Annotated in this window: 19 protein-coding genes; 7 read left to right on the forward strand and 12 right to left on the reverse strand. The window is 74.8% G+C overall.

Annotated features, from left to right (window positions below; all coding sequences use genetic code 11):
• Window positions 1-90: 90 nt before the first annotated feature.
• The 3 genes from ACFVVX_RS31590 to ACFVVX_RS31600 form a co-directional block, all read right to left on the reverse strand.
• The gene (locus tag ACFVVX_RS31590; RefSeq protein ID WP_387950639.1) at window positions 91-885 is read right to left on the reverse strand and encodes a hypothetical protein; all 795 of its coding nucleotides are present in this window, start codon (window positions 883-885) and stop codon (window positions 91-93) included.
• Between the two features lie 192 nt (window positions 886-1,077).
• The gene (locus tag ACFVVX_RS31595; RefSeq protein WP_387950640.1) at window positions 1,078-1,620 is read right to left on the reverse strand and encodes a PadR family transcriptional regulator; all 543 of its coding nucleotides are present in this window, start codon (window positions 1,618-1,620) and stop codon (window positions 1,078-1,080) included.
• Window positions 1,621-1,661: 41 nt separating this feature from the next.
• Entirely contained in the window at window positions 1,662-3,764 is a 2,103-nt protein-coding gene (locus ACFVVX_RS31600; RefSeq protein ID WP_387950641.1) for an FAD-dependent oxidoreductase, read from the reverse strand.
• 197 nt (window positions 3,765-3,961) lie between these two features.
• Between ACFVVX_RS31600 and ACFVVX_RS31605 the strand changes: the two genes are divergently transcribed.
• Window positions 3,962-5,242, forward strand: coding sequence for an FAD-dependent monooxygenase (locus ACFVVX_RS31605; protein WP_387950642.1), 1,281 nt, complete (start codon window positions 3,962-3,964; stop codon window positions 5,240-5,242).
• A 137-nt stretch (window positions 5,243-5,379) separates the two neighbouring features.
• Here ACFVVX_RS31605 and ACFVVX_RS31610 read toward each other — a convergent pair whose 3' ends face one another.
• Together ACFVVX_RS31610 and ACFVVX_RS31615 are read right to left on the reverse strand one after the other, a co-directional pair.
• On the reverse strand, window positions 5,380-6,273 hold the full coding sequence (locus ACFVVX_RS31610; protein WP_387950643.1) for an ABC transporter permease: 894 nt from the start codon (window positions 6,271-6,273) through the stop codon (window positions 5,380-5,382).
• Entirely contained in the window at window positions 6,270-7,193 is a 924-nt protein-coding gene (locus tag ACFVVX_RS31615; protein WP_387950645.1) for an ABC transporter ATP-binding protein, read from the reverse strand. Before ACFVVX_RS31615 ends, ACFVVX_RS31610 begins: the two co-directional genes overlap by 4 nt.
• Before the next feature lie 132 nt (window positions 7,194-7,325).
• On the opposite strand from ACFVVX_RS31615, the gene ACFVVX_RS31620 reads away from it, so the two are divergent.
• Both ACFVVX_RS31620 and ACFVVX_RS31625 read left to right on the forward strand, forming a co-directional pair.
• The gene (locus ACFVVX_RS31620) at window positions 7,326-8,546 is read left to right on the forward strand and encodes a sensor histidine kinase (protein WP_387950647.1); all 1,221 of its coding nucleotides are present in this window, start codon (window positions 7,326-7,328) and stop codon (window positions 8,544-8,546) included.
• The gene (locus tag ACFVVX_RS31625) at window positions 8,543-9,205 is read left to right on the forward strand and encodes a response regulator (RefSeq protein WP_387950648.1); all 663 of its coding nucleotides are present in this window, start codon (window positions 8,543-8,545) and stop codon (window positions 9,203-9,205) included. The genes ACFVVX_RS31620 and ACFVVX_RS31625 overlap by 4 nt, the downstream gene beginning before the upstream one ends.
• A gap of 55 nt (window positions 9,206-9,260) precedes the next feature.
• Here the strand turns inward: ACFVVX_RS31625 and ACFVVX_RS31630 are convergent, their stop codons facing one another.
• Both ACFVVX_RS31630 and ACFVVX_RS31635 read right to left on the reverse strand, forming a co-directional pair.
• Window positions 9,261-9,836: a TerD family protein gene (locus ACFVVX_RS31630; RefSeq protein ID WP_387950649.1), complete on the reverse strand. Its 576-nt coding sequence runs from the start codon at window positions 9,834-9,836 to the stop codon at window positions 9,261-9,263.
• Between the two features lie 170 nt (window positions 9,837-10,006).
• Window positions 10,007-10,912, reverse strand: coding sequence for a LysR substrate-binding domain-containing protein (locus tag ACFVVX_RS31635; protein WP_387950651.1), 906 nt, complete (start codon window positions 10,910-10,912; stop codon window positions 10,007-10,009).
• Window positions 10,913-11,010: 98 nt separating this feature from the next.
• On the opposite strand from ACFVVX_RS31635, the gene ACFVVX_RS31640 reads away from it, so the two are divergent.
• Window positions 11,011-11,772 carry an SDR family oxidoreductase gene (locus ACFVVX_RS31640; protein ID WP_387950653.1) on the forward strand — a complete coding sequence of 254 codons (762 nt, stop codon included), beginning with the start codon at window positions 11,011-11,013 and terminating at the stop codon, window positions 11,770-11,772.
• Window positions 11,773-11,917: 145 nt separating this feature from the next.
• The gene (locus tag ACFVVX_RS31645) at window positions 11,918-12,211 is read left to right on the forward strand and encodes a hypothetical protein (RefSeq protein ID WP_387950655.1); all 294 of its coding nucleotides are present in this window, start codon (window positions 11,918-11,920) and stop codon (window positions 12,209-12,211) included.
• Between the two features lie 114 nt (window positions 12,212-12,325).
• Here ACFVVX_RS31645 and ACFVVX_RS31650 read toward each other — a convergent pair whose 3' ends face one another.
• Window positions 12,326-13,942, reverse strand: coding sequence for a glycerol-3-phosphate dehydrogenase/oxidase (locus tag ACFVVX_RS31650; protein WP_387950656.1), 1,617 nt, complete (start codon window positions 13,940-13,942; stop codon window positions 12,326-12,328).
• Window positions 13,939-14,538: a TetR/AcrR family transcriptional regulator gene (locus tag ACFVVX_RS31655; protein ID WP_387950658.1), complete on the reverse strand. Its 600-nt coding sequence runs from the start codon at window positions 14,536-14,538 to the stop codon at window positions 13,939-13,941. The genes ACFVVX_RS31650 and ACFVVX_RS31655 overlap by 4 nt, the downstream gene beginning before the upstream one ends.
• A 20-nt stretch (window positions 14,539-14,558) precedes the next feature.
• On the opposite strand from ACFVVX_RS31655, the gene ACFVVX_RS31660 reads away from it, so the two are divergent.
• Window positions 14,559-16,181: an FAD-binding oxidoreductase gene (locus ACFVVX_RS31660; protein WP_387950659.1), complete on the forward strand. Its 1,623-nt coding sequence runs from the start codon at window positions 14,559-14,561 to the stop codon at window positions 16,179-16,181.
• Window positions 16,178-17,146 carry a diacylglycerol kinase gene (locus ACFVVX_RS31665; protein WP_387950661.1) on the forward strand — a complete coding sequence of 323 codons (969 nt, stop codon included), beginning with the start codon at window positions 16,178-16,180 and terminating at the stop codon, window positions 17,144-17,146. Before ACFVVX_RS31660 ends, ACFVVX_RS31665 begins: the two co-directional genes overlap by 4 nt.
• An 89-nt stretch (window positions 17,147-17,235) precedes the next feature.
• Here the strand turns inward: ACFVVX_RS31665 and ACFVVX_RS31670 are convergent, their stop codons facing one another.
• From ACFVVX_RS31670 to ACFVVX_RS31680, 3 genes are all read right to left on the reverse strand, one after another.
• Window positions 17,236-18,594, reverse strand: a complete 1,359-nt coding sequence (locus ACFVVX_RS31670; protein WP_387950662.1) for a DUF2252 domain-containing protein — start codon at window positions 18,592-18,594, stop codon at window positions 17,236-17,238.
• A gap of 211 nt (window positions 18,595-18,805) precedes the next feature.
• Entirely contained in the window at window positions 18,806-20,380 is a 1,575-nt protein-coding gene (locus ACFVVX_RS31675; RefSeq protein WP_387950664.1) for a multicopper oxidase family protein, read from the reverse strand.
• A complete protein-coding gene (locus ACFVVX_RS31680) occupies window positions 20,377-20,850 on the reverse strand; it encodes a hypothetical protein (RefSeq protein ID WP_387950665.1) in 474 nt (157 codons plus the stop codon). Before ACFVVX_RS31680 ends, ACFVVX_RS31675 begins: the two co-directional genes overlap by 4 nt.
• Window positions 20,851-20,894 lie beyond the last annotated feature (44 nt).

Consider the following 20,894-nt stretch of genomic DNA (forward strand, 5'->3'; position numbering starts at 1 on the left):
CCCTCGTACTGGACGTACTTGGGCTTTCGGCCGGTGCGGCGAGAGTGCGTGCCGGGCGTCGCGACGGGGCGAAGGTTGCCTGACGCGGCACTAGTAGAAGGGGCCGGTGGCAGCGGCGGAGGGGAAGGTGACCGTCATGCCGGCCGGGGCTGTGGGGGCGGTGGTGCTGCCGGCGGTGCTGCCGAGGGTGCGTTCGGCTTTGGCGAGGGCCGCGCGGTAGTAGAGGGAGGCGAGTTGGGAGGAGCCGCTGTCGCGTTGGAAGAAGCCGTAGGCGAGGGCGACGTTGCCGAGGCGTTCCAGGGCGAGGTAGCCGTTGAGTTGGACGCCGGCGAGGGTGCCGTCGAGGCGGACGGCGGGGGCGTCGGGGCGGTCGCCGAGGGCGAGGGGGGTGACGGTGAAGCTGACCTCGGCGTCGGTGCCGTTGTTGAACGTCAGGGTGTGGCAGGTGTTGAACGCGTCGGTGGCGGCGGCGAAGTCTGTGGTGAGCTGGGCCTCGTCCCCGGCGGTGAGGGACTCGGTGATCATCGGGTTGGCGTCCTCGCCGTCGAACTCGACCTCCGCGTGGGGCTGTTGGGGAGAGGCCTCGTTGTCGGCCCGATTGAGGAGGGCGCTGAGGGCCTCGCAGCCGCTCACCGGTGACGGGGTGGCGCCGGGCGAGGCGGCCTCGGTGGCGGGCACCTCGGTGAAGTCCGGGCCGAGTTCGGCGGCGGAGAGCAGGGCCGTCCGGAGCTGCTCCGTGGTGGGCAGGTCCGCGGTCGGGGTGGCGGCCCTCAGCTCGATGGCCGCCGCGGTCGGCGGGCTGACGAAGCCGGTCACACCGAGGGTGGCCACGGTGGCGACGGCGGCGGCGGTCAGGGCGAGGAGAGGCCTCGGGTGTGACGACATGCGGGCCCCCGGTCGAGAGTTCGGGCAGGGACGGCAAGGTGGGAAGGCAGATGCAGGGAGGGGAGGGAGGGATGACAGTGCCGGAGCACCGGGAGGTCGTGCGAGTCCGCGGTGCGGGGACAGGCACCCAGTGTCCCACCCGGTCTGCCGACCCGCCCGAGGGGAGGGAAAAGCGCAGGTCAGAACTGGTCCTCAGGGCTGGTCCGACGGCGGCAGTGCGGCCAGCGTTCCGGAGAGCCACTCCACCCAGAAGGTCTCCAGCCCGATCCCGGCGCGCAGCACGGCGTGCTGCAGGCGGTTCTCGTCCGCCTCCTTCTCGGGCGGGAAGTCGCGCTGCTCGATCGCCAGGTAGGCGTCCAACTGCGCGCGGTGATGCGCGAGATGCCGGTTCAGCTCGGCGTCCAGGCCGGCCGCGCCGACCACCGCCGCCGCGCGCAGGCGCAGCAGCAGTGGTTCGCGGATCGTCTTGGGGCCGTCGCCGGCGGCCGTCCAGCGCTCCAGTTCGGCGCGTCCGGCCGGGAGCACCTCGTACTCCTTCTTCTGTCCGCGCACCGGGCCGGTGGCCGCGAGTGCGCGGATCAGGCCGGAGGCCTCCAGCCGGCCCAGCTCGCGGTAGATCTGCTGGTGGGTGGCGGACCAGAAGAAGCCGATCGACTTGTCGAACCGCCGGGTCAGCTCCAGCCCCGAGGACGGCTTCTCCAGGAGGGCGGTGAGGATGGCGTGCGGGAGCGACATGCGTCGATCCTAGGCCCAGGGCGACCTGGGGGAGTCGGGCGTCAGAGGGTGGCCGCCAGCTCGGTGCCCTGCTTGATGGCCTGCTTGGCATCCAGTTCGGCGGCCACGTCGGCGCCGCCGATCAGGTGCGGGGTGAGGCCGAGGCCGCGCAGCGCCGTGTCCAGGTCGCGGCGCGGCTCCTGGCCGGTGCACAGGACGACGGTGTCGACGGGCAGCAGCTGGCGCTCGCCGTCCACGGTGATGTGCAGGCCGGCGTCGTCGATGAGGTCGTAGCTGACGCCCGCCAGCATCACGACGCCGCGGTGCTTGAGCTCGGTGCGGTGGATCCAGCCGGTGGTCTTGCCGAGGCCTGCGCCGACCTTGGTGGTCTTGCGCTGGAGCAGGTGGACGCTGCGCGGGGGCTCGGGCCGCTCGGGGCCGGTGAGGCCGCCGCGCTCGCGGTACTCGGGGTCGATGCCCCACTTGCGGTGGAACACGGGCGGGTTGAGGCTGGCCGCGTCGCCCTGGTCGGTGAGGTACTCGGCGACGTCGAAGCCGATGCCGCCGGCGCCGAGGATGGCGACCCGCTCGCCGACCGGTGCGCCGCCGCGCAGCACGTCCAGGTAGCCGACCACGCTGGGGTGGTCGATCCCGGGGAGGTCGGCGGGGGTGCGCGGGGTGACGCCGGTGGCGAGGACGAGTTCGTCGAAGGCCTCGGCGGCGAGCTGTTCGGCGTCCACCGTCGCGCCGAGGCGCAGCTCGACGCCCAACTCGGCCAGCCGGGTGCGGTAGTAGCGCAGCGTCTCGTTGAACTCCTCCTTGCCGGGGATCCGCCGGGCGATGTCCAGCTGTCCGCCGATCGCGCCGGCGGCGTCGAACAGGGTGACGGCGTGGCCGCGTTCGGCGGCCGAGACGGCGAAGGCGAGGCCGGCCGGTCCGGCGCCGACCACGCCGATCCGCTTGCGCAGCCGGGTCGGGGTGAGCACCAGCTCGGTCTCGTGGCAGGCGCGCGGGTTGACCAGGCAGGAGGTGATCTTGCCGCTGAAGGTGTGGTCCAGGCAGGCCTGGTTGCAGCCGATGCAGGTGTTGATGGAGTCGGCGCGGCCGTCCCGGGCCTTGGCGACGAAGTCGGCGTCGGCGAGCAGCGGGCGGGCCAGCGAGACCAGGTCGGCGCTGCCCTCGGCGAGCAGCTGCTCGGCGATCTCGGGGGTGTTGATGCGGTTGACGGCGACGAGGGGGACGGCGACCGAGCCCATCACCTTCCTGGTCACCCAGGCGTAGGCGCCGCGCGGGACCGAGGTGGCGATGGTGGGGATGCGGGCCTCGTGCCAGCCGATGCCGGTGTTGATGATGGTCGCACCGGCCGCCTCGACGGCCTTCGCGAGCCGGACGACCTCGTCGAGGGTGGAGCCGCCGGGGATGAGGTCGAGCATGGAGAGGCGGTAGATCAGGATGAAGTCGGGGCCGACCCGCTCGCGGACCCGGCGGACGATCTCGACCGGGAAGCGCATCCGCTGCTCGTACGCGCCGCCCCACTCGTCCTCGCGCCGGTTGGTGGCGGCGGCGATGAACTCGTTGATCAGGTAGCCCTCGGAGCCCATGATCTCGACCCCGTCGTACCCGGCGAGGCGGGCGAGGTCGGCGCAGCGGACGAAGTCCTCGATGGTCTGCTCGACCTGCTCGGGGGTGAGCGCGTGCGGCACGAACGGGCTGATCGGGGCCTGGAGGGCGCTGGGGGCGACCAGGTCCTGGTGGTAGGCGTAGCGGCCGAAGTGCAGGATCTGCATCGCGATCCGGCCGCCGGCGGCGTGGACGGCGTCGGTGACCACGCGGTGGCGGTCCGCCTCCGTCTCGGTGGTGAGCATGGCGCCGCCGGACCAGGGGCGGCCGGCCTCGTTGGGGGCGATGCCGCCGGTCACGATGAGGCCGACGCCGCCGCGGGCGCGCTCGGCGTAGAACGCGGCCATGCGGTCGAAGCCGCCGGGGGCCTCCTCCAGGCCGACGTGCATGGAGCCCATGATCACGCGGTTGGGGAGGGTGGTAAACCCGAGGTCCAACGGGCTCAGCAGCCGGGGATAGGGGCCCTCGACCTGCTGGGCCTGCGGGGTCTGCTGGGCCGACCGGAGCCCCTGGGTGTGCTGGAGCTCCTGGGGGTCGTTGCTCATCGGGACTCCTGGTGCGGCGGGCGGCTCGTTGCTACCAAACGGTAGGGGACGCCCCCACGGTTATGCAACTAGTTGCACAAGGGCTCCGGCGGGGCGCCGGAGGGGACGGGTGGACGGATTTCGCTGACCGGCCGTCAGCACGCCATCTATTACGCGTATGGTCATACCGCAGAAGTCGCTCTGGGGAGGGGACGGTCATGCGGGGTGGCACGGACGGCATACGCGGCGGGTCGATCGCCGTGGTCGGCGGCAGCATCGCCGGCTGCGCCTTCGCGCGGGCGGCCGCCCGCAACGGCGCGGAGCAGGTGGTGGTGCTCGAACGCACCCCCGGTCGATTGGAGGACCGCGGCGTCGGGCTCTGCGTCCACGACGACCGCTTCGCCGAACTGGCCCGGGCCGGGCACCTCGACGACGGGATCCGCCGCCACCGGCTCACCGAGCGCCACTGGGTGGCCCGCGACGGCGCGTCCGGCCCGCGCGGCCGACTGCTCTGGGTGCAGCCGATGCCCTTCCACTCCTACCACTGGGGCGTGCTCTGGCAGGCCCTGCGCGAGCGCGCCCCCGACACCGTCGACTTCCGGCTCGCCGAGACGGTCGCCGGCGCGGGCGGCGACCAGGACGGCGCCTGGGTGCAGGGCGCCGACGGCCGCCGGGAGTCCTACGACCTCGTCATCGGCGCCGACGGCTACCGCTCGATGGTCCGCGAGGCCGTCTGCCCGGAGGCGCGGCCCGAGTACGCCGGGTACATCTGCTGGCGCGGGAGCTTCCCCTCCGAGCACCTGGAGGAGCTGCCCGGCGGCGCGGGCGCCTGGCCGGAGACCGAGGCCATCACCGCCTGCTTCCCCGGCGGCCAGTGCGTGATCTACCGCATCCCGGGGCTGACCCCGGGCTCCACCCAGGTCAACTGGGTCCTCTACGGCGCTCCGCCGGCCGAGCTCGGGCGGCGCCTGGACAACCCCACCAGCATCCCGCCCGGTGAGCTCACCGACGAGCTGCTCACCCACGGCAGGCGGCTCGCCGAGGAGCAGTTGCCGCCCTACTGGGCCGGGGTGCTCCGGCTGACGCCCGCCGAGCGGACCTTCGTCCAGCCGATCTACGACCTGGAGACCCCGCGCCGCACCGCGGGCCGGCTGCTGCTCGCCGGGGACGCGGCCACCGTCGTCCGCCCGCACAACACCAGCGGCGCGGTCAAGGCCGTCCAGGACGCCTGGGCGTTCGAGAACGCCTGGCGCTCGGGCGGCTCCTGGGCGGAGCTGCTCGACTCCTACGACCGCGAACGCGGACAGGTCGGGCGGGAGCTGGTGGCCCTCGGCCGCCGGCTCGGCGCCGCCCAGGTCGGGCAGGCGCCGGACTGGTCGACCATCGACGAGGCCGGCATGGTCGCCTGGTGGCAGCACCAGGTCACCGGCACCGGTGGGTTCGGCGGCCACGCGCTCAGCACTCCCCCGGCACCCCGCCGGGCCTCCTCGGCGGCCTAAGGCTGAGCCCGGCCCGGCCCGGCCCGGCCGATCCTGCCGGGCGCGCGCCGCCGGGCAGGATGCGGCGCACATACGGACCCGGGATCACGGCCCGCTCGCGTGCGGCAGCTCGCGCGCACCTCCTCACGAGCGCCCGCTCACACGTCGCGGCGGCGCACGGCGACGAGCCCGAGGAGGACCGCGGCCAGCGGCCAGAGCGCGAGGACGGTCCAGGAACCGGCGACGGTGGGGTCTTGGAAGCCGCTGCCGCTCCCGGGCGGCGGCGACCAGCCCTGGATCAGGCGCTTCCAGGCCGAGGCCACCATCGCGTGGTTGATGTCGGCGGACCAGTGCCGAGAGGTGGAGAAGAACGGCGGCAACAGCAGCAGGACGAACATGGTGGTGGCCGTGGCGCCGGCGCCGTGGCGGACCAGGGCGCCCAGGCCCAGGCCGATCAGTGCGCAGACCGGGGCCAGCAGCGCGGACGCCAGCACGGCCCGCGGCACCCCGGGGTGGCCGATCGCCACGTCGGCGTGACATCCGCTCAGGGCGGCCTGGGAGACGGCGAACGAGCCGATCGAGATGACCGCGCCGACCACCGTCCAGACCGCGGCGACCACCGCCGCCTTGGCGAGCAGCACCGACCCGCGGGCGGGCACCGCCACCGTCGTGGTGCGGATCAGCCCGCTGCCGTACTCGCTGACCACGGCGAGCCCGCCGACGCAGCCGGCGACGAGCATCAGCGTCAGCCAGCCGGCCATCGGGTAGGCGTCGAAGAACAGGAAGCCGCCGTCGCGCAGTTCACCGGGATCGAGGCCCGCCAGGCGGGAGCGGTCCGCCATCGAGACCACCCAGGAGGACCCGACGGTGAAGAGCGTGACGAGGGCGAGCGCCCAGGGGGTGGAGCGCAGCGACCACATCTTGATCCACTCGGCGGCGACCAGGTCCCCGAAGCGGGCGGGCGGCTCCGCGCGGGGGCCGGGGCCGGGCGGCTCGGTGGAGGACCCGGCCGGCCGGGTGGGGGAAGGGGAAGGGGCGGCGAGCGGGCTCATCGGGTCCGTCCTGACTGGTACTCGACGCTGTCGGCGGTCAGTTCCATGAAGGCCTCCTCCAGGGAGGCGCTGCGGGTGGACAGTTCGTGCAGGACGATCCGGTGGTCCAGGGCGAGCGCACCGATCCGGTCGGCGGCCATCCCCGTCACGGCCAGCCGCTCGGCCCCGGCCGAGCCCTCCGGTTCGACCGCCGCGCCGGCCGCGGTCAGCAGCACCGTCAGCTCGGCGGCCTGCGGGGTGCCGACCAGCACGCTCGACCGGTGGTCGCCGCGTGCCGCGAAGGTCCGCACCGACTCGGCGGCGATCAGCCGGCCCCGGCCGATCACCACCAGCTGGTCGGCGGTCTGCTCCATCTCCGACATCAGGTGGCTGGAGAGGAAGACGGTCCGGCCCTCGGCGGCCAGCCGGCGGAAGAGCCGGCGGGCCCAGAGCACCCCCTCCGGGTCCATGCCGTTGATCGGCTCGTCGAACATCAGCACCGGCGGATCGCCGAGCAGTGCGGCGGCGATGCCGAGCCGCTGCTTCATCCCCAGCGAGAACCCGCCGATCCGGCGGCGCGCCGCCTCCGCCAGGCCCACCTCCTCCAGCACCTGCGCCACCCGGCGGCGCCCGATGCCGTTGCTGCGGGCCAGCGCGGCGAGGTGCGCACCGGCGCTCCGGCCGCCGTGGACGTGCCCGGCGTCGAGCAGCGCCCCGGCGTGCCGCAGTCCGCGCGGGTGGCTGCGGAACGGGACGCCGCTGACGGTGGCGGTGCCACCGGTCGGCGTCTCAAGCCCGAGGACCATCCGCATCGTGGTGGTCTTGCCGGCGCCGTTCGGCCCGAGGAACCCGGTGACCTGCCCGGGTCGGACGGTGAAGGACAGCTGGTCGACGGCGGTCTTGTCGCCGTACGTCCTGGAGAGTTCGTTGACTTCGATCACGGACCCCACACTTCCGCCCGGACCCGGTCCGGCGCATCTGCCCGGGGGCGTATACCGGGCGGCCGAACCAGCCCGGGGATGTACGCCCGTGGGCCAATGCCCTACCGGGCGGCGGGCCGATACGCTCCCGGAATGACGAGAAACAGGCTGATGACCTGGGGCGGGGGCCTGCTGTACGCCTTCCTGGTACTGCTGCTGCTCACCGGAGCGCCCCGCGCGCCCGGCGGGCTGCACGCCGCCGGGACGGTGCTCGCGTTCAGCCTGCTGATCGGTGTGCTGCGGCGCAGCCCGTCGGCGGCGCTGGCACTGGCCCAGCTCGCGGCCCTCTTCGAGCTGGCGCTCAGCCCGGGTAACGCGCCGACCCGGTTCGTCCCCTTCCTGGTGGTGGACTTCGTCCTCGGCATCATCGTCGCCACCCGGTCCCGGTCGGAGCGGGCCGCCGCCGTCGCGGTGGCGGCGCTGCTGCAGGCCGTGGCCGTCGGCCTGTACACCGCGCCGGACGCCATGCTCGGCGTGGGAGTGGTCGCCCTGCTGGCGATGGCGACCTCCGGCATGATCGGCCTGCTGGTCCGCGAGCGCCGCGAGCACGCGACGGCCCTGCGCTCGCAGGAGGTGGCCGAGGCGGTGACGGCCGAACGGCTGCGGATCGCCCGGGAGTTGCACGACATGGTGGCGCACAGCATCGGCATCATCGCGATCCAGGCCGGGGTCGGCGGCCGGGTCATCGAGACCCAGCCCGCGGAGGCCCGCGAGGCGCTGCGGGCCATCGAGGCCACCAGCCGGGAGACCCTGTCGGGCCTTCGGCGCACCCTGGTGGCCCTGCGTCAGGCCGATCCCCACCCCGGCTCGGAGCAGGCGCCGCTCGGCCCGACGCCGGGCCTCGCGGACCTCGAACGACTGGTGGCGGCGACCGCGGACGCGGGGGTCCGGGTCGAGCTGCACCGGGCCGGTGAGCAGCGCCGACTGCCCGCCGACATCGACCTGTCGGCCTACCGTATCGTGCAGGAGGCGGTGACCAACGTGGTCCGCCACGCGGGCACCGGGCACTGCCGGGTGGCCGTCGACTACGGGGCGGAGGAGTTGTCCGTGGAGGTCCTCGACGACGGGCGCGGCATACCGGCCACCGGCGGATCGGCCGGCGGCGGATCGGGCTTCGGCATCACCGGCATGCGGGAGCGCGTCAGCCTGCTGCACGGCCGGTTCAGCGCCGGACCGCGGCCCGAGGGCGGCTTCCGGGTGGCGGCCCGGCTGCCACTGCCCGAACCCGTCGGAGCCGGAGCCGTCGCCGGAGCCGGAGTCGGAGCGGGATTCGGAACCGCGACCGGAGCCGGGACGGGGGCGGGCAGCCGATGAGTATCCGTGTCCTGCTCGCCGACGACCAGCCGCTGGTCCGCTCCGGCCTGCGCGTGATCATGACCGACCACCCCGACCTGGAGGTCGTCGGCGAGGCGGCCTCGGGCGCCGAGGCGGTCCGGCTGGCCCGGGAGACGGACCCGGACGTGGTGCTGATGGACATCCGGATGCCCGGCATGGACGGCATCGAGGCCACCCGTCTGATCGCCGCGTCCTGCGCCACCACCCGCGTCCTGGTCCTGACCACCTTCGACGAGGACGAGTACGTCTACGGTGCGCTGCGGGCCGGCGCGAGCGGATTCGTCGTCAAGGACATGGCGGTGGACGACATCCTCGCGGCGGTCCGTGTGGTCGCCGCCGGGGACGCCCTGATCGCGCCGGGCATCACCCGCCGGCTGATCGCCGACCTGCTCGACCGCCCGGCGCCCACCACGGTGCGCCCGCCCCAGCCGGTCGAGGGCATCACCGAGCGCGAGCGGGAGGTGCTCACCCTGGTCGGCCGGGGCCGGTCGAACGCCGAGATCGCCGACGAGCTCTTCATCTCGGTGGCCACCGCCAAATCCCACGTGGCCCGGCTGTTCGCCAAGCTGAACGCCCGCGACCGGGTCCAACTCGTCATCACCGCCTACGAGATGGGCCTGGTCGCGGCGCCGCGGTGAGGCCCCGCGGCCAGGCGCACCGGACGCGCCGGGCGCACCGGCCGCCCTGGGCCTCCTAGACGTTCACGCCGTAGTCGGTCGCGATGCCGCGCAGGCCGGAGGCGTAACCCTGGCCGATGGCACGGAACTTCCACTCGGTGCCGTTGCGGTAGAGCTCACCGAAGACCATGGCCGTCTCGGTCGAGGCGTCCTCGGTGAGGTCGTAGCGGGCGATCTCCCGGCCGTTGGCCTGGTCGACCACCCGGATGAAGGCGTTGCGGACCTGGCCGAAGCTCTGCAGCCGGGCGTCGGCGTCGTAGATCGACACCGGGAACACCACCTTGGCCACGTCGGTCGGCACGGTGGCCAGGTCGACCCTGATCTGCTCGTCGTCCCCGTCGCCGCCGCCGGTCAGGTTGTCGCCGCTGTGCTCGACCGAACCGTCGGGGCTGCGCAGGTTGTTGAAGAAGACGAAGTGCTGGTCCGAGACCACCTTGCCGAGCGCGGTACAGAGCAGCGCGCTCGCGTCCAGGTCGTAGTCGGCCCCGGTCGTGGTGCGCACGTCCCAGCCGAGTCCGACGATGACGGCGGTCAGCCCCGGCGCCTCCTTGGTCAGCGAGACATTGCCGCCCTTGGCCAGCGAAACTCCCACGATGCCCTCCTCGGTTGCTCTCCCTGGAAATGAATCTACAACACTGTAGAGATCACGAGAATGCACCCGCCCACAACTGGCGCCACCCCGCCACCCCGCCACACCGGCCCCGCACGCCGCCGGGTCGCGTCCCGCACCGCCGGGGCGCGCCTCAGGCCCCCGGGCGCGCCTCAGGCCCCCAACAGGGCCGAGACGTGCGGCGGCAGCAGGCAGGCCTGTCGGGCCAGCAGGTCGACGAAGGCCGCCGTGAGCGGGTCGGGCCGGGTGCGGGTGTAGGCGACCAGCGGGCGCCGCACCGGCGGCTCGGGGCGGCGGACCAGGCCGTCGAAGCCCGGGGGGACGATGTTCGCGGGCACCAGTGCGGGCCCCAGCCCGGCGGCGGCGAGCAGCGGCGCGGCCGCGGTCTGCTCGGTCCGCACGGCGGCCCGCGGTCGGAAACCGACCTCCGCGCAGACCCCGTCGACCAGTTCGGCGAGGCCGTTGCCCGGCGCGTAGTGCACCCAGGAGCGCTGCGCCAGCTCGGCGAGCGGCACGGTCCGGCGGTCCGTCATCTCGTCCTCGGCGGGCAGCGCCAGGACGAACTCCTCGACGCCCAGTTCGCGGATCGGCCCCTCCCAGTCCGGCGGCGGGGTGCCGACCGCCACGTCCGCCTGCCCGGCGGCCATCGCCGCGCGCAGCTCGTCGTTGTGCCTGTACTCGCGCAGCCGGATCCGCACCTGCGGGTGCTGCCGGCGCCAGGCGCGCAGAACGGGTGGCAGGATGCCGAGACTGACCGAGTAGACCGTGGCGAGCTCCAGTTCACCGCAGTCCAGGCCGGCCGCGAGTCGGGCGGCGGTCTGCAGCCGTTCGGCGTCGGCGAGGGCGGCGCGGGCGTGCGGGAGGACCGCCCGGCCCATCGGCGTCAGCCGAACGGCGCGCGGCAGGCGCTCCAGCAGGGTGCCGCCGACGGACCGCTCCAGCGCCCGGACCTGGTGGGACAGCGCGGGCTGGGTGACGTGCAGCAGTTCGGCGGCCCGGGTGAAGGAGCCGGTGTCGACGACGGTCACCAGGTATTCGAGCTGTCGCAGCGTGGTCATGCAGGGATTTTATGGCCGGGCGAGAAAACAAGCCTTGGACGCATCACCGCTGGTGGGCGCAGGGTCGGAGCAACACCACTCGATCTCTGGAGCTCCTGATGACCACCGTCTCCCCCTCCTCGCCCGCCGTGCCCGCCGCGCTCGGAGGCCGCCGGATCGTCGTGGTCGGCGCCGGTTCGAACACCGGCCGCGCACTCGCCCGCGCCGCCTCCGCGGCCGGGGCCGAGCTGGTCCTGGCCGGCCCCGACCCGCGCAAGCTGGAGTGGACGGCCGGCGAGCTGGCCGGCCCGGCCGAGGTGGTGCCGGTGGACCTCGCGGACGAGGCCTCGATCGCCGCGCTGGCCGCCGCCACCGGCCGCTTCGACCACCTGGTGTCCACCGCCGCGATGCCTGCCAACGGCCCGCTCGCCGAGCTCGAACTCGCCGATGTGCAGCGGGCGTTCGCGGCCAAGGTGATCGGCCCGATGCTGCTCGCCAAGCACCTCGCCGGGCAGGTAGCGACCGGCGGCGCGGAGGGCGGCTCGTTCACCTTCTTCTCCGGCGTCGCCGCCTGGCGCCCGGCCCCGGCCCGCACGGTGATGGCCACCACCAACGGCGCGCTGGCCTTCCTGGTGCAGGCGCTCGCGGTGGAGATCGCGCCGGTGCGGGTGAACGCCGTCTCCCCGGGCATCGTGGACAGCGGCTCGTGGGACCGGATGGGCACGGACAAGGAGCCGTTCCTGCGCGCGGTCGCCGAGCGTAACCCCGCCCGCCGGGTCGGCAGCACGGAGGACCTCGTCCGGGCGGTGCTGTTCGCGATCGGCAGCCCGTTCGTGACCGGCACGGTGCTGCACGTGGACGGCGGCGGGCGGCTGGTCTGACCGACGGCCCCGGCCCGCCGCACCGGACGGCGGGCCGGAGCGCGGCGGGCCGGGGCGCGCACCGCGACCTAGACTGGCGGGGCGGGCGGCCCCTCGCCGCGCCCGCCCCTGCGGGAGATCCGATCCCGCCCTGCGGGAGGTCCCGATGCGCCAGCGGCACAGCTTCCACCTCGACCAGGCCGGTCACTCCGTCACCGTGAACGTCCGCTCCGGATGGATCACCGAGACGGAGCTGCTGGTGGACGGCAAGGAGTGCGCCTTCCACCGGGTCCGCGGGCACGGCGGCTACCCGCTCACCCTGTCCGCCGAGGTGGCGCAGGAACCACCGCTGCCGCTCTCGGTGCGGCTGGAGCGGACCGGCGCGCCGGAGCGCCCGCTGGCCTGCGTACTGGACCTGGCCGGCACGGTCCGCCCGATGCCGGAGCACACCGGGCGCTGATCCCCGTCCGGCGGAAAGGCCCAACCCGCCCTGGACACACCCACCCTGGACACACCCACCCTGCGCGGACCCGCCCCGCAAACCCCGCCCTACGCAGCCCCGCCCGGCCCCGCCCTACGCAGCCCCACCCTGCGCCTTCCGGCACTCCGCCACGATCTCCTCCACGGCCGCTCGGGTGCGCTCCGCGTCCTCGGCCACCAGCCCGATCCTGGTCCGGCGGTCGAGCACGTCCGAGGCGTCCAGCGCGCCCTCGCGCGTGACGGCGTAGGCGATCTCGGCACGGGTGACGTCGATCCCCTCGGCGATCCGGTCGGCGGCGGCCGGCACCAGCGCCTCCCCCACCGCGAGCACCTCCCGGGACTCGCCGCCGTACCGGGCGGCCAGCGAGGCGGGCGTCGCCGCCGGCACCGGCCGGCTGTCCCGGTGCGCGGGTGCGCCAACCAGCGGCAGCCGCGCCGTCCAGCAGGTCCTGGCCGGCAGGCCGCGCAGCCGGACGGCGGTGTCCACCGCGTCCTCGGCCATCCGCCGGTAGGTGGTGAGCTTGCCGCCGACCACGGTGATCACGCCGGACGGGGACTCCAGCACCGCGTGCCGGCGCGAGATGTCGGCCGTGCTGCCGCCGCCGGTGTCGATCAGCGGCCGCAGCCCGGCGAAGGCGCCGCGGACGTCCGCCCTGGTCAGCGCGGTCTGCAGGGCGCCGTTGACGGTGTCCAGGAGGAAGTCGATCTCGGCGTCGGTCGGCACCGGCTCGTCCGGGATCGGACCGGGCGCGTCCTCGTCCGTCAGTCCGACGGCGACCCGGCCGAGCTGCTGCGGCAGCGCGAAGACGAACCGGCTGGTGGAGCCGGGCACGGGCACGGTGAGCGCGGCCACGGGGTGGCCGAGGGCGGCCGCGTCGAGGATCAGGTGGGTGCCCCGGCTGGGCCGCAGCCGGATCGACGGGTCCACCTCGCCCGCCCACACGCCGGTGGCGTTGACGACGGCGTGCGCGGCGAGGGTGAGCGACTGCCCGGTGAGGGTGTCGGTGAGCCGGGCCGAGCCGCCGGTGACCTCCTCCGCGCGCACCCGGGTGAGCACGGTGGCGCCGTACTGCGCGGCCGTCCGGGCGAGCGCCACCACCAGCCGTGCGTCGTCGACGAGTTGGCCGTCGTGCGCGACCAGGGCGCCGCGCAGGCCCTGCGCCTTGAGCGCGGGCGCGAGCCGGCGGGCCCGGGCGGCGTCCACCCGGCGCATCCGGGGCAGCACCGCGCCCGGGGTGCGGGCGCCGAACCGCAGCGCGTCCCCCGCGTGGAAGCCGACCCGCACCAGCGCGGCCTGCGCCGGGCTCAGCAACTCCGGCAGCAGCGGGACGAGTTGCGGCAGCGCGCGGACCAGGTGCGGGGCGGTGGCGGTCATCAGCACGCCGCGTTCGACCGCGCTCTCCCGGGCGACGCCGATCCGGCCGGAGGCGAGGTAGCGCAGGCCGCCGTGGACCAGTTTGGAGCTCCACCGGCTGGTGCCGAAGGCGAGGTCCCGGGATTCGACCAGGACGGTGCGCAGCCCGCGCGAGGCCGCGTCCAGGGCGACGCCGGCGCCGGTCACGCCGCCGCCGATCACCAGCAGGTCGACGGCGCCCCCGCCGCTCAGCGCGTCCAGCTCCAGGCTTCTGCGCCGGGCGTCGAGTCGGGCCGTCCCGGCGTACGGGCCGAGCGGGGCGCCCGCGGCGGGCGTGCTTCCGGCGGTCGTGGTCATGGCGCGAGGTATCCGTTCAGTGCTCTGGCCAGTTCGCGCCGCCAGGCCTCCTCGGACAGCAGGGAGGCCACCATGCGGTGCGACTGGACGGTGGACTGGGCGATCAGCAGCACCATCGCCGCCAGTTCGGTGGGCTCGCCGGCCCGGATCGAGCCGTGCCGCTGCCCCTGGACGATGCCGGTGCGCAGCGCTTCGAGCAGGCCGCGCTGGCTGGTGCCGAGCCGCTCCACGACGTACTCGAAGAGCGCGTCGGAGTCGGCCGAGCGCAGCAGCGCGCCGAGCACCGGGTGGTCGCGCAGCCGGACGGCGACCTCGACCACCCCGTCGACGAAGGCCCCGCGGTCCTGCCCGGCCAGTTCGACCTGCTCCTGGGTGGCGCGGATCTCGCGGGTGAGCAGCGCGCCGATGACCGCCCGGACGTCCGGCCAGCGCCGGTAGACGGTGGGCCGGCTGACCCCGGCGCGGCGCGCGATCTCGGCCAACTGCGTTCGGCGCACGCCGAGATGGACGATCAGCTCGGCGGCGGCGTCGAGGATGGTGTCGTCGGTGCTGCGCGGTTCCTGGGGCGCCGGCTGCTCGGCGTTACTACTTGACATGATGTGTGAAACTGTAACGCATGGCACCTGAGACGCAAGCGGGACCGGCCGGCGCCGCGCTTCCGCTCCCCCCGATGAAGTGGGACGCCTGGGGCGACCCGGCCCTCGCCAAGGAGCTGTCCGTCGAGGTCAAGGCGCTGCTGGCCGCCGCCCTCGGCGTGACCGGCGCCCCCGCCCCCGGCCCGAGCGCCGCCGAGGCGGTGCTGCAGCCCTCGCTGCTCGCGGACGCGGACCTGAAGGCGCTGGCCGCCGTCGTCGGCGACGCGCACGTCAGCGCGGCCGACGCCGACCGCCTCCCCCGGGCCGGCGGCAAGTCCACGCCCGACCTGCTGCGCCGCCGCAGCCACCGGCCCCAGGACGCCCCGGACGCGGTCGTGCTGCCCGGCACCGAGGAGGAGGTCGCCGCGCTGCTCGCGCTCTGCGCCGAACGCCGCATCGCCGTGGTCCCGTTCGGCGGCGGCACGAGCGTGGTCGGCGGGCTGGAGCCGCTGCGCGAGGGCTTCGCGGCCGTCGTCTCGCTCGACCTGCGCCGCTTCGACGCGCTGCTCGACCTGGACGAGACCTCCGGCGAGGCCGTCCTCGGCGCCGGCCTCACCGGCCCGGCCGCGGAGGCGCTGCTCGCCGAGCGCGGCTTCGAACTCGGCCACTACCCGCAGAGCTTCCGCTTCGCCACGATCGGCGGCTTCGCGGCCACCCGCTCCTCCGGCCAGGACTCCGCGGGGTACGGGCGCTTCGACGAGATGGTGCGCGGTCTGCGGGTCGTCACCCCGTCCGGCGTGCTGGACCTCGGCCGCGCCCCCGCCTCCGCCGCCGGGCCGGACCTGCGCGAGCTGTTCCTCGGCTCGGAGGGCACCCTGGGCGTGATCACCGCCGTCCGGGTGCGGGTGCACGCCGTCCCTGCCGTGAAGGCCTACGAGGCCTGGAGCTTCCCGGACTTCACCGCCGGCGCGCAGGCGCTGCGGGCGGTCGAGCAGCAGGGCACCGGGCCGACCGTGATCCGGCTGTCCGACGAGGCCGAGACGGCGATCAACCTGGCGCTGACCGAGCGGATCGGCGGTGAGCCCGCGGTGACCGGGTGCCTCGCGGTCACCGTGTTCGAGGGCGGCGCCGAGCAGGTCGCCGCCAGGCAGCAGCTCACCCGGGCGGCCCTGCTGGCGGCCGGGGGCAGCTCGCTCGGCGAGGCGCCGGCCCGCGCCTGGGAGCACGGCCGGTTCAACGCGCCGTACCTGCGCGACTCGCTGCTCAACGCGGGCGCGCTCTGCGAGACCCTGGAGACGGCCACCGACTGGCGGCAGCTGCCGTTCCTCCGGTTCGCCGTCACCGCGGCGCTGACCACCGCCCTGCCCGGCGCGCTCGTGCTGTGCCACATCTCGCACGTCTACCCGACCGGCGCCTCGCTCTACTTCACCGTGGTGGCGGCGATGGGCGAGGACCCGCTGGCCCAGTGGGCCGCCGCCAAGCGCGCGGCCGGGGACGCGATCATGGCGAACGGCGGCACCATCACCCACCACCACGCCGTCGGCGCCGACCACAAGCCGTGGATGGCCGACGAGGTGGGCGAGTTGGGCGTCCGGATCCTGCGCGCGGTCAAGGCCGCGGTCGACCCGGCGGGCATCCTCAACCCCGGCAAGCTGATCCCGTGAGCGGGCCGAGACCGATCGCCCGGGTGGTCGTGCTGACCAACCCGGCGGCGGGCGGCGGCCAGGCCGGGGCCGCCGCCGGCCGGGCCACCGCCCGGCTGCAGGCACTCGGCGTCGAGGTCCGGCCGCTGTCCGGGGCCTCGGCGCAGGACACCCTGCGGCTGGCCCGCGAGGCCGTGACCGGCGCCGACGCCGAGGTGGACGCCGGTGAGCGGGGCGACCGCGGCGACGGCGCGGGCATCGACGCGCTGGTGGTGGTCGGCGGCGACGGCATGATCAACCTCGCCCTCCAGGCGGTGGCCGGCACCGGCACCCCGCTCGGCGTCATCCCGGCCGGCACCGGGAACGACCACGCCCGCGAGTACGGCCTGCCGCGCCGCTCCCCCGAGGAGGCGGCCGAGGTGGTCGCGGCCGGGCACACCACCACCGTGGACCTCGGCCGGGTCACCGCCGCCGACGGCTCCACCCGCTGGTTCGGCTCGGTCCTCGCCACGGGCTTCGACTCCCTGGTGAGCGACCGCACCAACCGGCTGCGCTGGCCGCGCGGCCGGATGCGCTACAACCTCGCCATCCTCGCCGAGTTCGCCAACCTGCGGCCGCTCCCGTTCCGCCTGGTGCTGGACGACGGCACGGTGATCGAGCGCGACCTCACCCTCGCCGCCGTCGGCAACACCCGCAGCTACGGCGGCGGCATGCTGATCTGCCCCGGCGCCGACCCCGCCGACGGCCTGTTCGACGTCACCCTCGTCGCCGCCATGCCCCGGCTGCGGGTCGCCCGCTTCTTCCCCACCGTCTTCAAGGGCACCCACATCCACCACCCCGAGGTCACCACCCACCGCACGGCCTCGCTGCGCATCGAGTCGCCGGGCATCACCGCCTACGCGGACGGCGAGTTCATCGCGCCGCTCCCGGTCGACGTCACCGTCGCCCGGGCCGCCCTGCACCTGATCGTCCCGGGCCCCGCCTGACCGGCGGCCCACCCCGTCGACCCCGTCGACCCCCGCGGGGAGAGCCGGCCGATGCCACGGCCGGCCCTCCCCGCGCCCATTCCGCCCGCTCAGACGCCGCGCCGCGCCTTGACGGGCCCGTCGTCGATGGCCGCCACCAGCGCGGCGTGGTCGACGAGCGTCTGGTCGGCGTACAGCACGGCGAAGTCGGCGATCGCCTCGGCGAAGGTGTCCGCGCCGCCGAGGTAGCCGGCGATCGCAAGGCGGTCCCCGGAGCGGGCGTGCGCGCGAGCGAGGGTGCGGCCGCAGAGGTCGGCGTAGGCGCGCAGGCCCGACGGGGTCATCTCGGAGACCTCCGCGGAGCCCTTCATGTCGCGCAGCTGGCGGCCGTAGAAGTGCCGCCCCGCCGGGCCGCTGGTCCAGCCGAGGAAGATGTCGCTGGCGGCCTGCATCAGGTGCTGGCCGGTGACGACCCGGCGGCCGCCGTGGACGACCGGGGCCTCGGCCTCGGGGAGGCCGGCGGGGAGGTGGTCCTCCAGGACGGACCGGCCGGCCTCCTTGATCTGGAGGAAGAGCGGGTCCTCCTCGTCGCGGCCCTCCAGCAGGAGGATGAAGCAGCGGGTGCCGACGCTGCCGACGCCCACCACCTTCCGGGCGGCGTCGACGAACTGGTAGCGGTCGAGCAGGACGCGGCGGTCCTCGGCCAGCGTGCTGCGGTAGTCGCTGAAGATCTTGCCGATGCTGCGCAGTTCGGTCTTGGCGAGCGGTTCGATCAGCGGCGGGTCGCTGATGATGCGGCGGCGGCCGTCCCGGATCTCGGTGAGCTTGCCGAAGGCCTGCATGCTGGTGCGGCGCCGGGCGTGGGCGAGGCCGGCCTCCAGCCGCTTGCGCTGCTTGGCCTTGCGGACCAGCGGCAGGATGTCGGCGCTGTCGATCCGGGCGTACCAGACGTCGAGTTCGCCGGCCTCGGCCAGCGTGCGCATCGCGGTCGCGTACCCCGTCGCCGCGGCGAGCGCGGCCCGGCGGACCCGCTCCTCGTCCTGGCCGTTGTCCCGGGCGGCGACGGCGACGCTGGCCGCGAGCCGCTTGACGTCCCACTCGAACGGGCCCGGGTAGGTCTCGTCGAAGTCGTTGACGTCGAACAGCAGGGCGCGCTCCGGCGAGGCGTACACGCCGAAGTTCACCAGGTGGGCGTCGCCGCAGAGTTGGACGGTAAGCCCGGTGTCCGGGCCGCCCCCCAGGTCGGCGGCCATCACGGCGGCTGAGCCGCGCAGGAAGGCGAAGGGCGAGTCGGCCATCCGGCCGTAGCGGATCGGCAGCAGCTCGGTGACCCGGTCGGTGCCCTGCTGTTCCAGCACGGCGATCGGGTCGGGGCGGTCGGCGGCCGGGATCCAGCGGCCGTGGGCGGAACGCGGGACCCGTTCGCGGGCGGCCCGGCCGCGCCGGCGGCGCTCTACAGGACTGGTCATGCTCGGCTCCCGGGTCGGCGTCGGCGGGGCGGGGCCTGGATGCGGCCTGTGGGAGACGCTAGGCCACCCGCGGCGGCCCGGCATGTCGAGGCGCCGGCGGGCGCGCGGGGCGCCCGCCGGCGCTCGGCCGAACGGGTGAGCGGGTGAGCGGGTGAGCGGGTGAGCGGGTCTGTCGGAAGACCGGAGGAACCGGAAGAGCCGGGCGGCGGACTCACTCCACGACGAAGTCCGCCATCATCGCCATGTCCTCGTGCTCCAGGTTGTGGCAGTGCAGCATGTACGTCCCCCGGTAGTCGGTGAACCGCACCAGCACCTCCACCGCCTCGGCCGGCCGCAGGTCCACGGTGTCCTTCCACCCGGCGTCGTACGGGCCCGGGTCCTTGCCGTTGCGCGACAGCACCTGGAAGTGGTCCAGGTGCAGGTGGACGGGGTGGTGCAGGTCGGTGAAGAACCGCCAGATCTCGGTGCTGCCGAGGGCCGGCCGGGCCAGCGCCCGACCGGGCTGGTAGGGCTGGCCGTTGATCGTCCAGCCGTCGCTGCGGCTGCGCTTGAAGGAGAAGGTGCGGGTGGTGACGGCGGCCCCGGGGTCGAGCCGCTCGATGGTGGAGAGCCGGTCCGGCACCGCCGAGTCGTCGGAGACGGTCCGGGTGGAGACGTCGAAGCGCATCACCTCGGCGGTCCGCTCGCTGCCGAAGCGGTTCATCAGCCGCACCGAGGTCCCCGGCTGGTAGCGGGCGAAGTCGACCACCACGTCGAAGCGTTCGGCCGGAGCCACCTCCAGCGCGTCGTGCCCGACCGGGCTCTCCAGCAGGCCGCCGTCACCGCCGATCTGCACCAGGGCGTCGCCGCCCGGGGGCTGCGGGTCCAGTTCGAGCCGGTACAGCCGGGCGTTGGAGGCGTTGAGGAACCGCAGCCGGTACCGGGCCCGGTCGACGGTCAGTCTCGGCCAGGGCGCGCCGTTGACCAGGATGACGTCGCCGAGCACGCCGTTCATGTAGTCGGTGGTGACGCCCGGCCCGTCCGGGTCGGCGGCCGGGTAGCGGAAGGAGCCGTCCTCCTCGAAGGAGCGGTCGGCGAGCATCAGCGGGAGGTCGCGCCCGCCGCGCGGCAGCGGCAGCGCCGCCTCCTCGTCGTCGTGCAGGAGGTGGAACCCGGCCAGGCCGCGCCAGATGCCGGGGCCGGTGTACCCCATCCGGTGGTCGTGGTACCAGAGGGTGGCCGCCCGCTGCGTGCCGGGATAGGTGTACGTCCGGTCGCCGACGACGGAGTGGCCGGGGGACGCCTCGGCGTGGTGCTCCATCCCCGGCATGGCACCTGCGGCCGCCGCGGCCGAGGGGTCGGAGCCGACCGGCAGCACCAGGTCGGTCGGGTAGCCGTCGCTGTCCGCCGGGGTGTGCCCGCCGTGCAGGTGGACCACGGAGGGCACCGGCAGCTCGTTGCGGTGGCGCACCGCCACCTGCCGCCCCGACCGGGCGACCACCGTCGGGCCGGGGAAGGTGCCGCCGTACGTCCAGGCCTCGGTGCGCAGGCCGGGCAGGATCTCCAGCCGGGCGAGCTGCTGGGTGATCTCGTAGTGGTCCGTCGTCGCGTCGGTGCGGACGGGCTTCAGTACGGCGGGTACCGGCAGCTCGACCTGGAACGGCGCGGGGAGGTCCAGCCGGCTGGGCAGCAGCCGGCCCGGTCGGCCCTCGGCGAGCAGCCGCGCCGCCGAGGGGACGGTGATCGCGCCGACCGCGCCCGCGCCGACCACGGCCGCACCGATGCCCAGGAACCGGCGGCGGTTCACTTGACCACCTCGACGGGCCCGCCCGGCCTGGGCAGCCGGCCGCCGCCGTCGGCCGCCGAGGTGGCGCCGCCCTTCACGGGCAGCGGCAGCCGCCAGGCGCCGACCAGTCCGAACAGGATGCCGCTGACCAGCAGCACGCCGAGCGTCACGTGCACGCCCAGGGCCCGCTCGTACCCGAAGGAGATCTGCAGGGTCACCGCCACGGCCAGCAGCGTCGACCCCCAGAGCGGCCAGAGCGGGCCGCGGCCGACCCAGCGGACCGGCACCGCCACCGCCAGCTGCACCAGCACCACGGTGGCCAGCATCATCGCCGTGCCCTCGTGGGCCTGGAGCGACTCGTAGTTCCCGTTGAGGAAGCTGCCGGCCAGCATGGCCTGGAGGACGCCCAGAAGGGCCAGCGAGGTCGCGGTGGTCCGCAGCAGGATCAGCGGCCAGCGGGGCGCGTGGGCGCCCGCGGGGGGACTGCTCATGTCGGTCTTCTCTCTGCTCGCGGGGCGGGAGGGCACGGCAAACC

Source organism: Kitasatospora sp. NPDC058170 (genome assembly GCF_042883905.1).
Classification (GTDB): domain Bacteria; phylum Actinomycetota; class Actinomycetes; order Streptomycetales; family Streptomycetaceae; genus Kitasatospora.

Coding starts and splice junctions, on each gene's coding strand:
- ACFVVX_RS31595 (WP_387950640.1), bottom strand. CDS start 1,620: ATGTCGCTCCCGCACGCCATCCTCACCGCCCTCCTGGAGAAGCCGTCC.
- ACFVVX_RS31620 (WP_387950647.1), top strand. CDS start 7,326: ATGACGAGAAACAGGCTGATGACCTGGGGCGGGGGCCTGCTGTACGCC.
- ACFVVX_RS31660 (WP_387950659.1), top strand. CDS start 14,559: ATGGCACCTGAGACGCAAGCGGGACCGGCCGGCGCCGCGCTTCCGCTC.
- ACFVVX_RS31645 (WP_387950655.1), top strand. CDS start 11,918: ATGCGCCAGCGGCACAGCTTCCACCTCGACCAGGCCGGTCACTCCGTC.
- ACFVVX_RS31635 (WP_387950651.1), bottom strand. CDS start 10,912: ATGACCACGCTGCGACAGCTCGAATACCTGGTGACCGTCGTCGACACC.
- ACFVVX_RS31650 (WP_387950656.1), bottom strand. CDS start 13,942: ATGACCACGACCGCCGGAAGCACGCCCGCCGCGGGCGCCCCGCTCGGC.
- ACFVVX_RS31605 (WP_387950642.1), top strand. CDS start 3,962: ATGCGGGGTGGCACGGACGGCATACGCGGCGGGTCGATCGCCGTGGTC.
- ACFVVX_RS31655 (WP_387950658.1), bottom strand. CDS start 14,538: ATGTCAAGTAGTAACGCCGAGCAGCCGGCGCCCCAGGAACCGCGCAGC.
- ACFVVX_RS31600 (WP_387950641.1), bottom strand. CDS start 3,764: ATGAGCAACGACCCCCAGGAGCTCCAGCACACCCAGGGGCTCCGGTCG.
- ACFVVX_RS31625 (WP_387950648.1), top strand. CDS start 8,543: ATGAGTATCCGTGTCCTGCTCGCCGACGACCAGCCGCTGGTCCGCTCC.
- ACFVVX_RS31670 (WP_387950662.1), bottom strand. CDS start 18,594: ATGACCAGTCCTGTAGAGCGCCGCCGGCGCGGCCGGGCCGCCCGCGAA.
- ACFVVX_RS31610 (WP_387950643.1), bottom strand. CDS start 6,273: ATGAGCCCGCTCGCCGCCCCTTCCCCTTCCCCCACCCGGCCGGCCGGG.
- ACFVVX_RS31680 (WP_387950665.1), bottom strand. CDS start 20,850: ATGAGCAGTCCCCCCGCGGGCGCCCACGCGCCCCGCTGGCCGCTGATC.
- ACFVVX_RS31590 (WP_387950639.1), bottom strand. CDS start 885: ATGTCGTCACACCCGAGGCCTCTCCTCGCCCTGACCGCCGCCGCCGTC.
- ACFVVX_RS31640 (WP_387950653.1), top strand. CDS start 11,011: ATGACCACCGTCTCCCCCTCCTCGCCCGCCGTGCCCGCCGCGCTCGGA.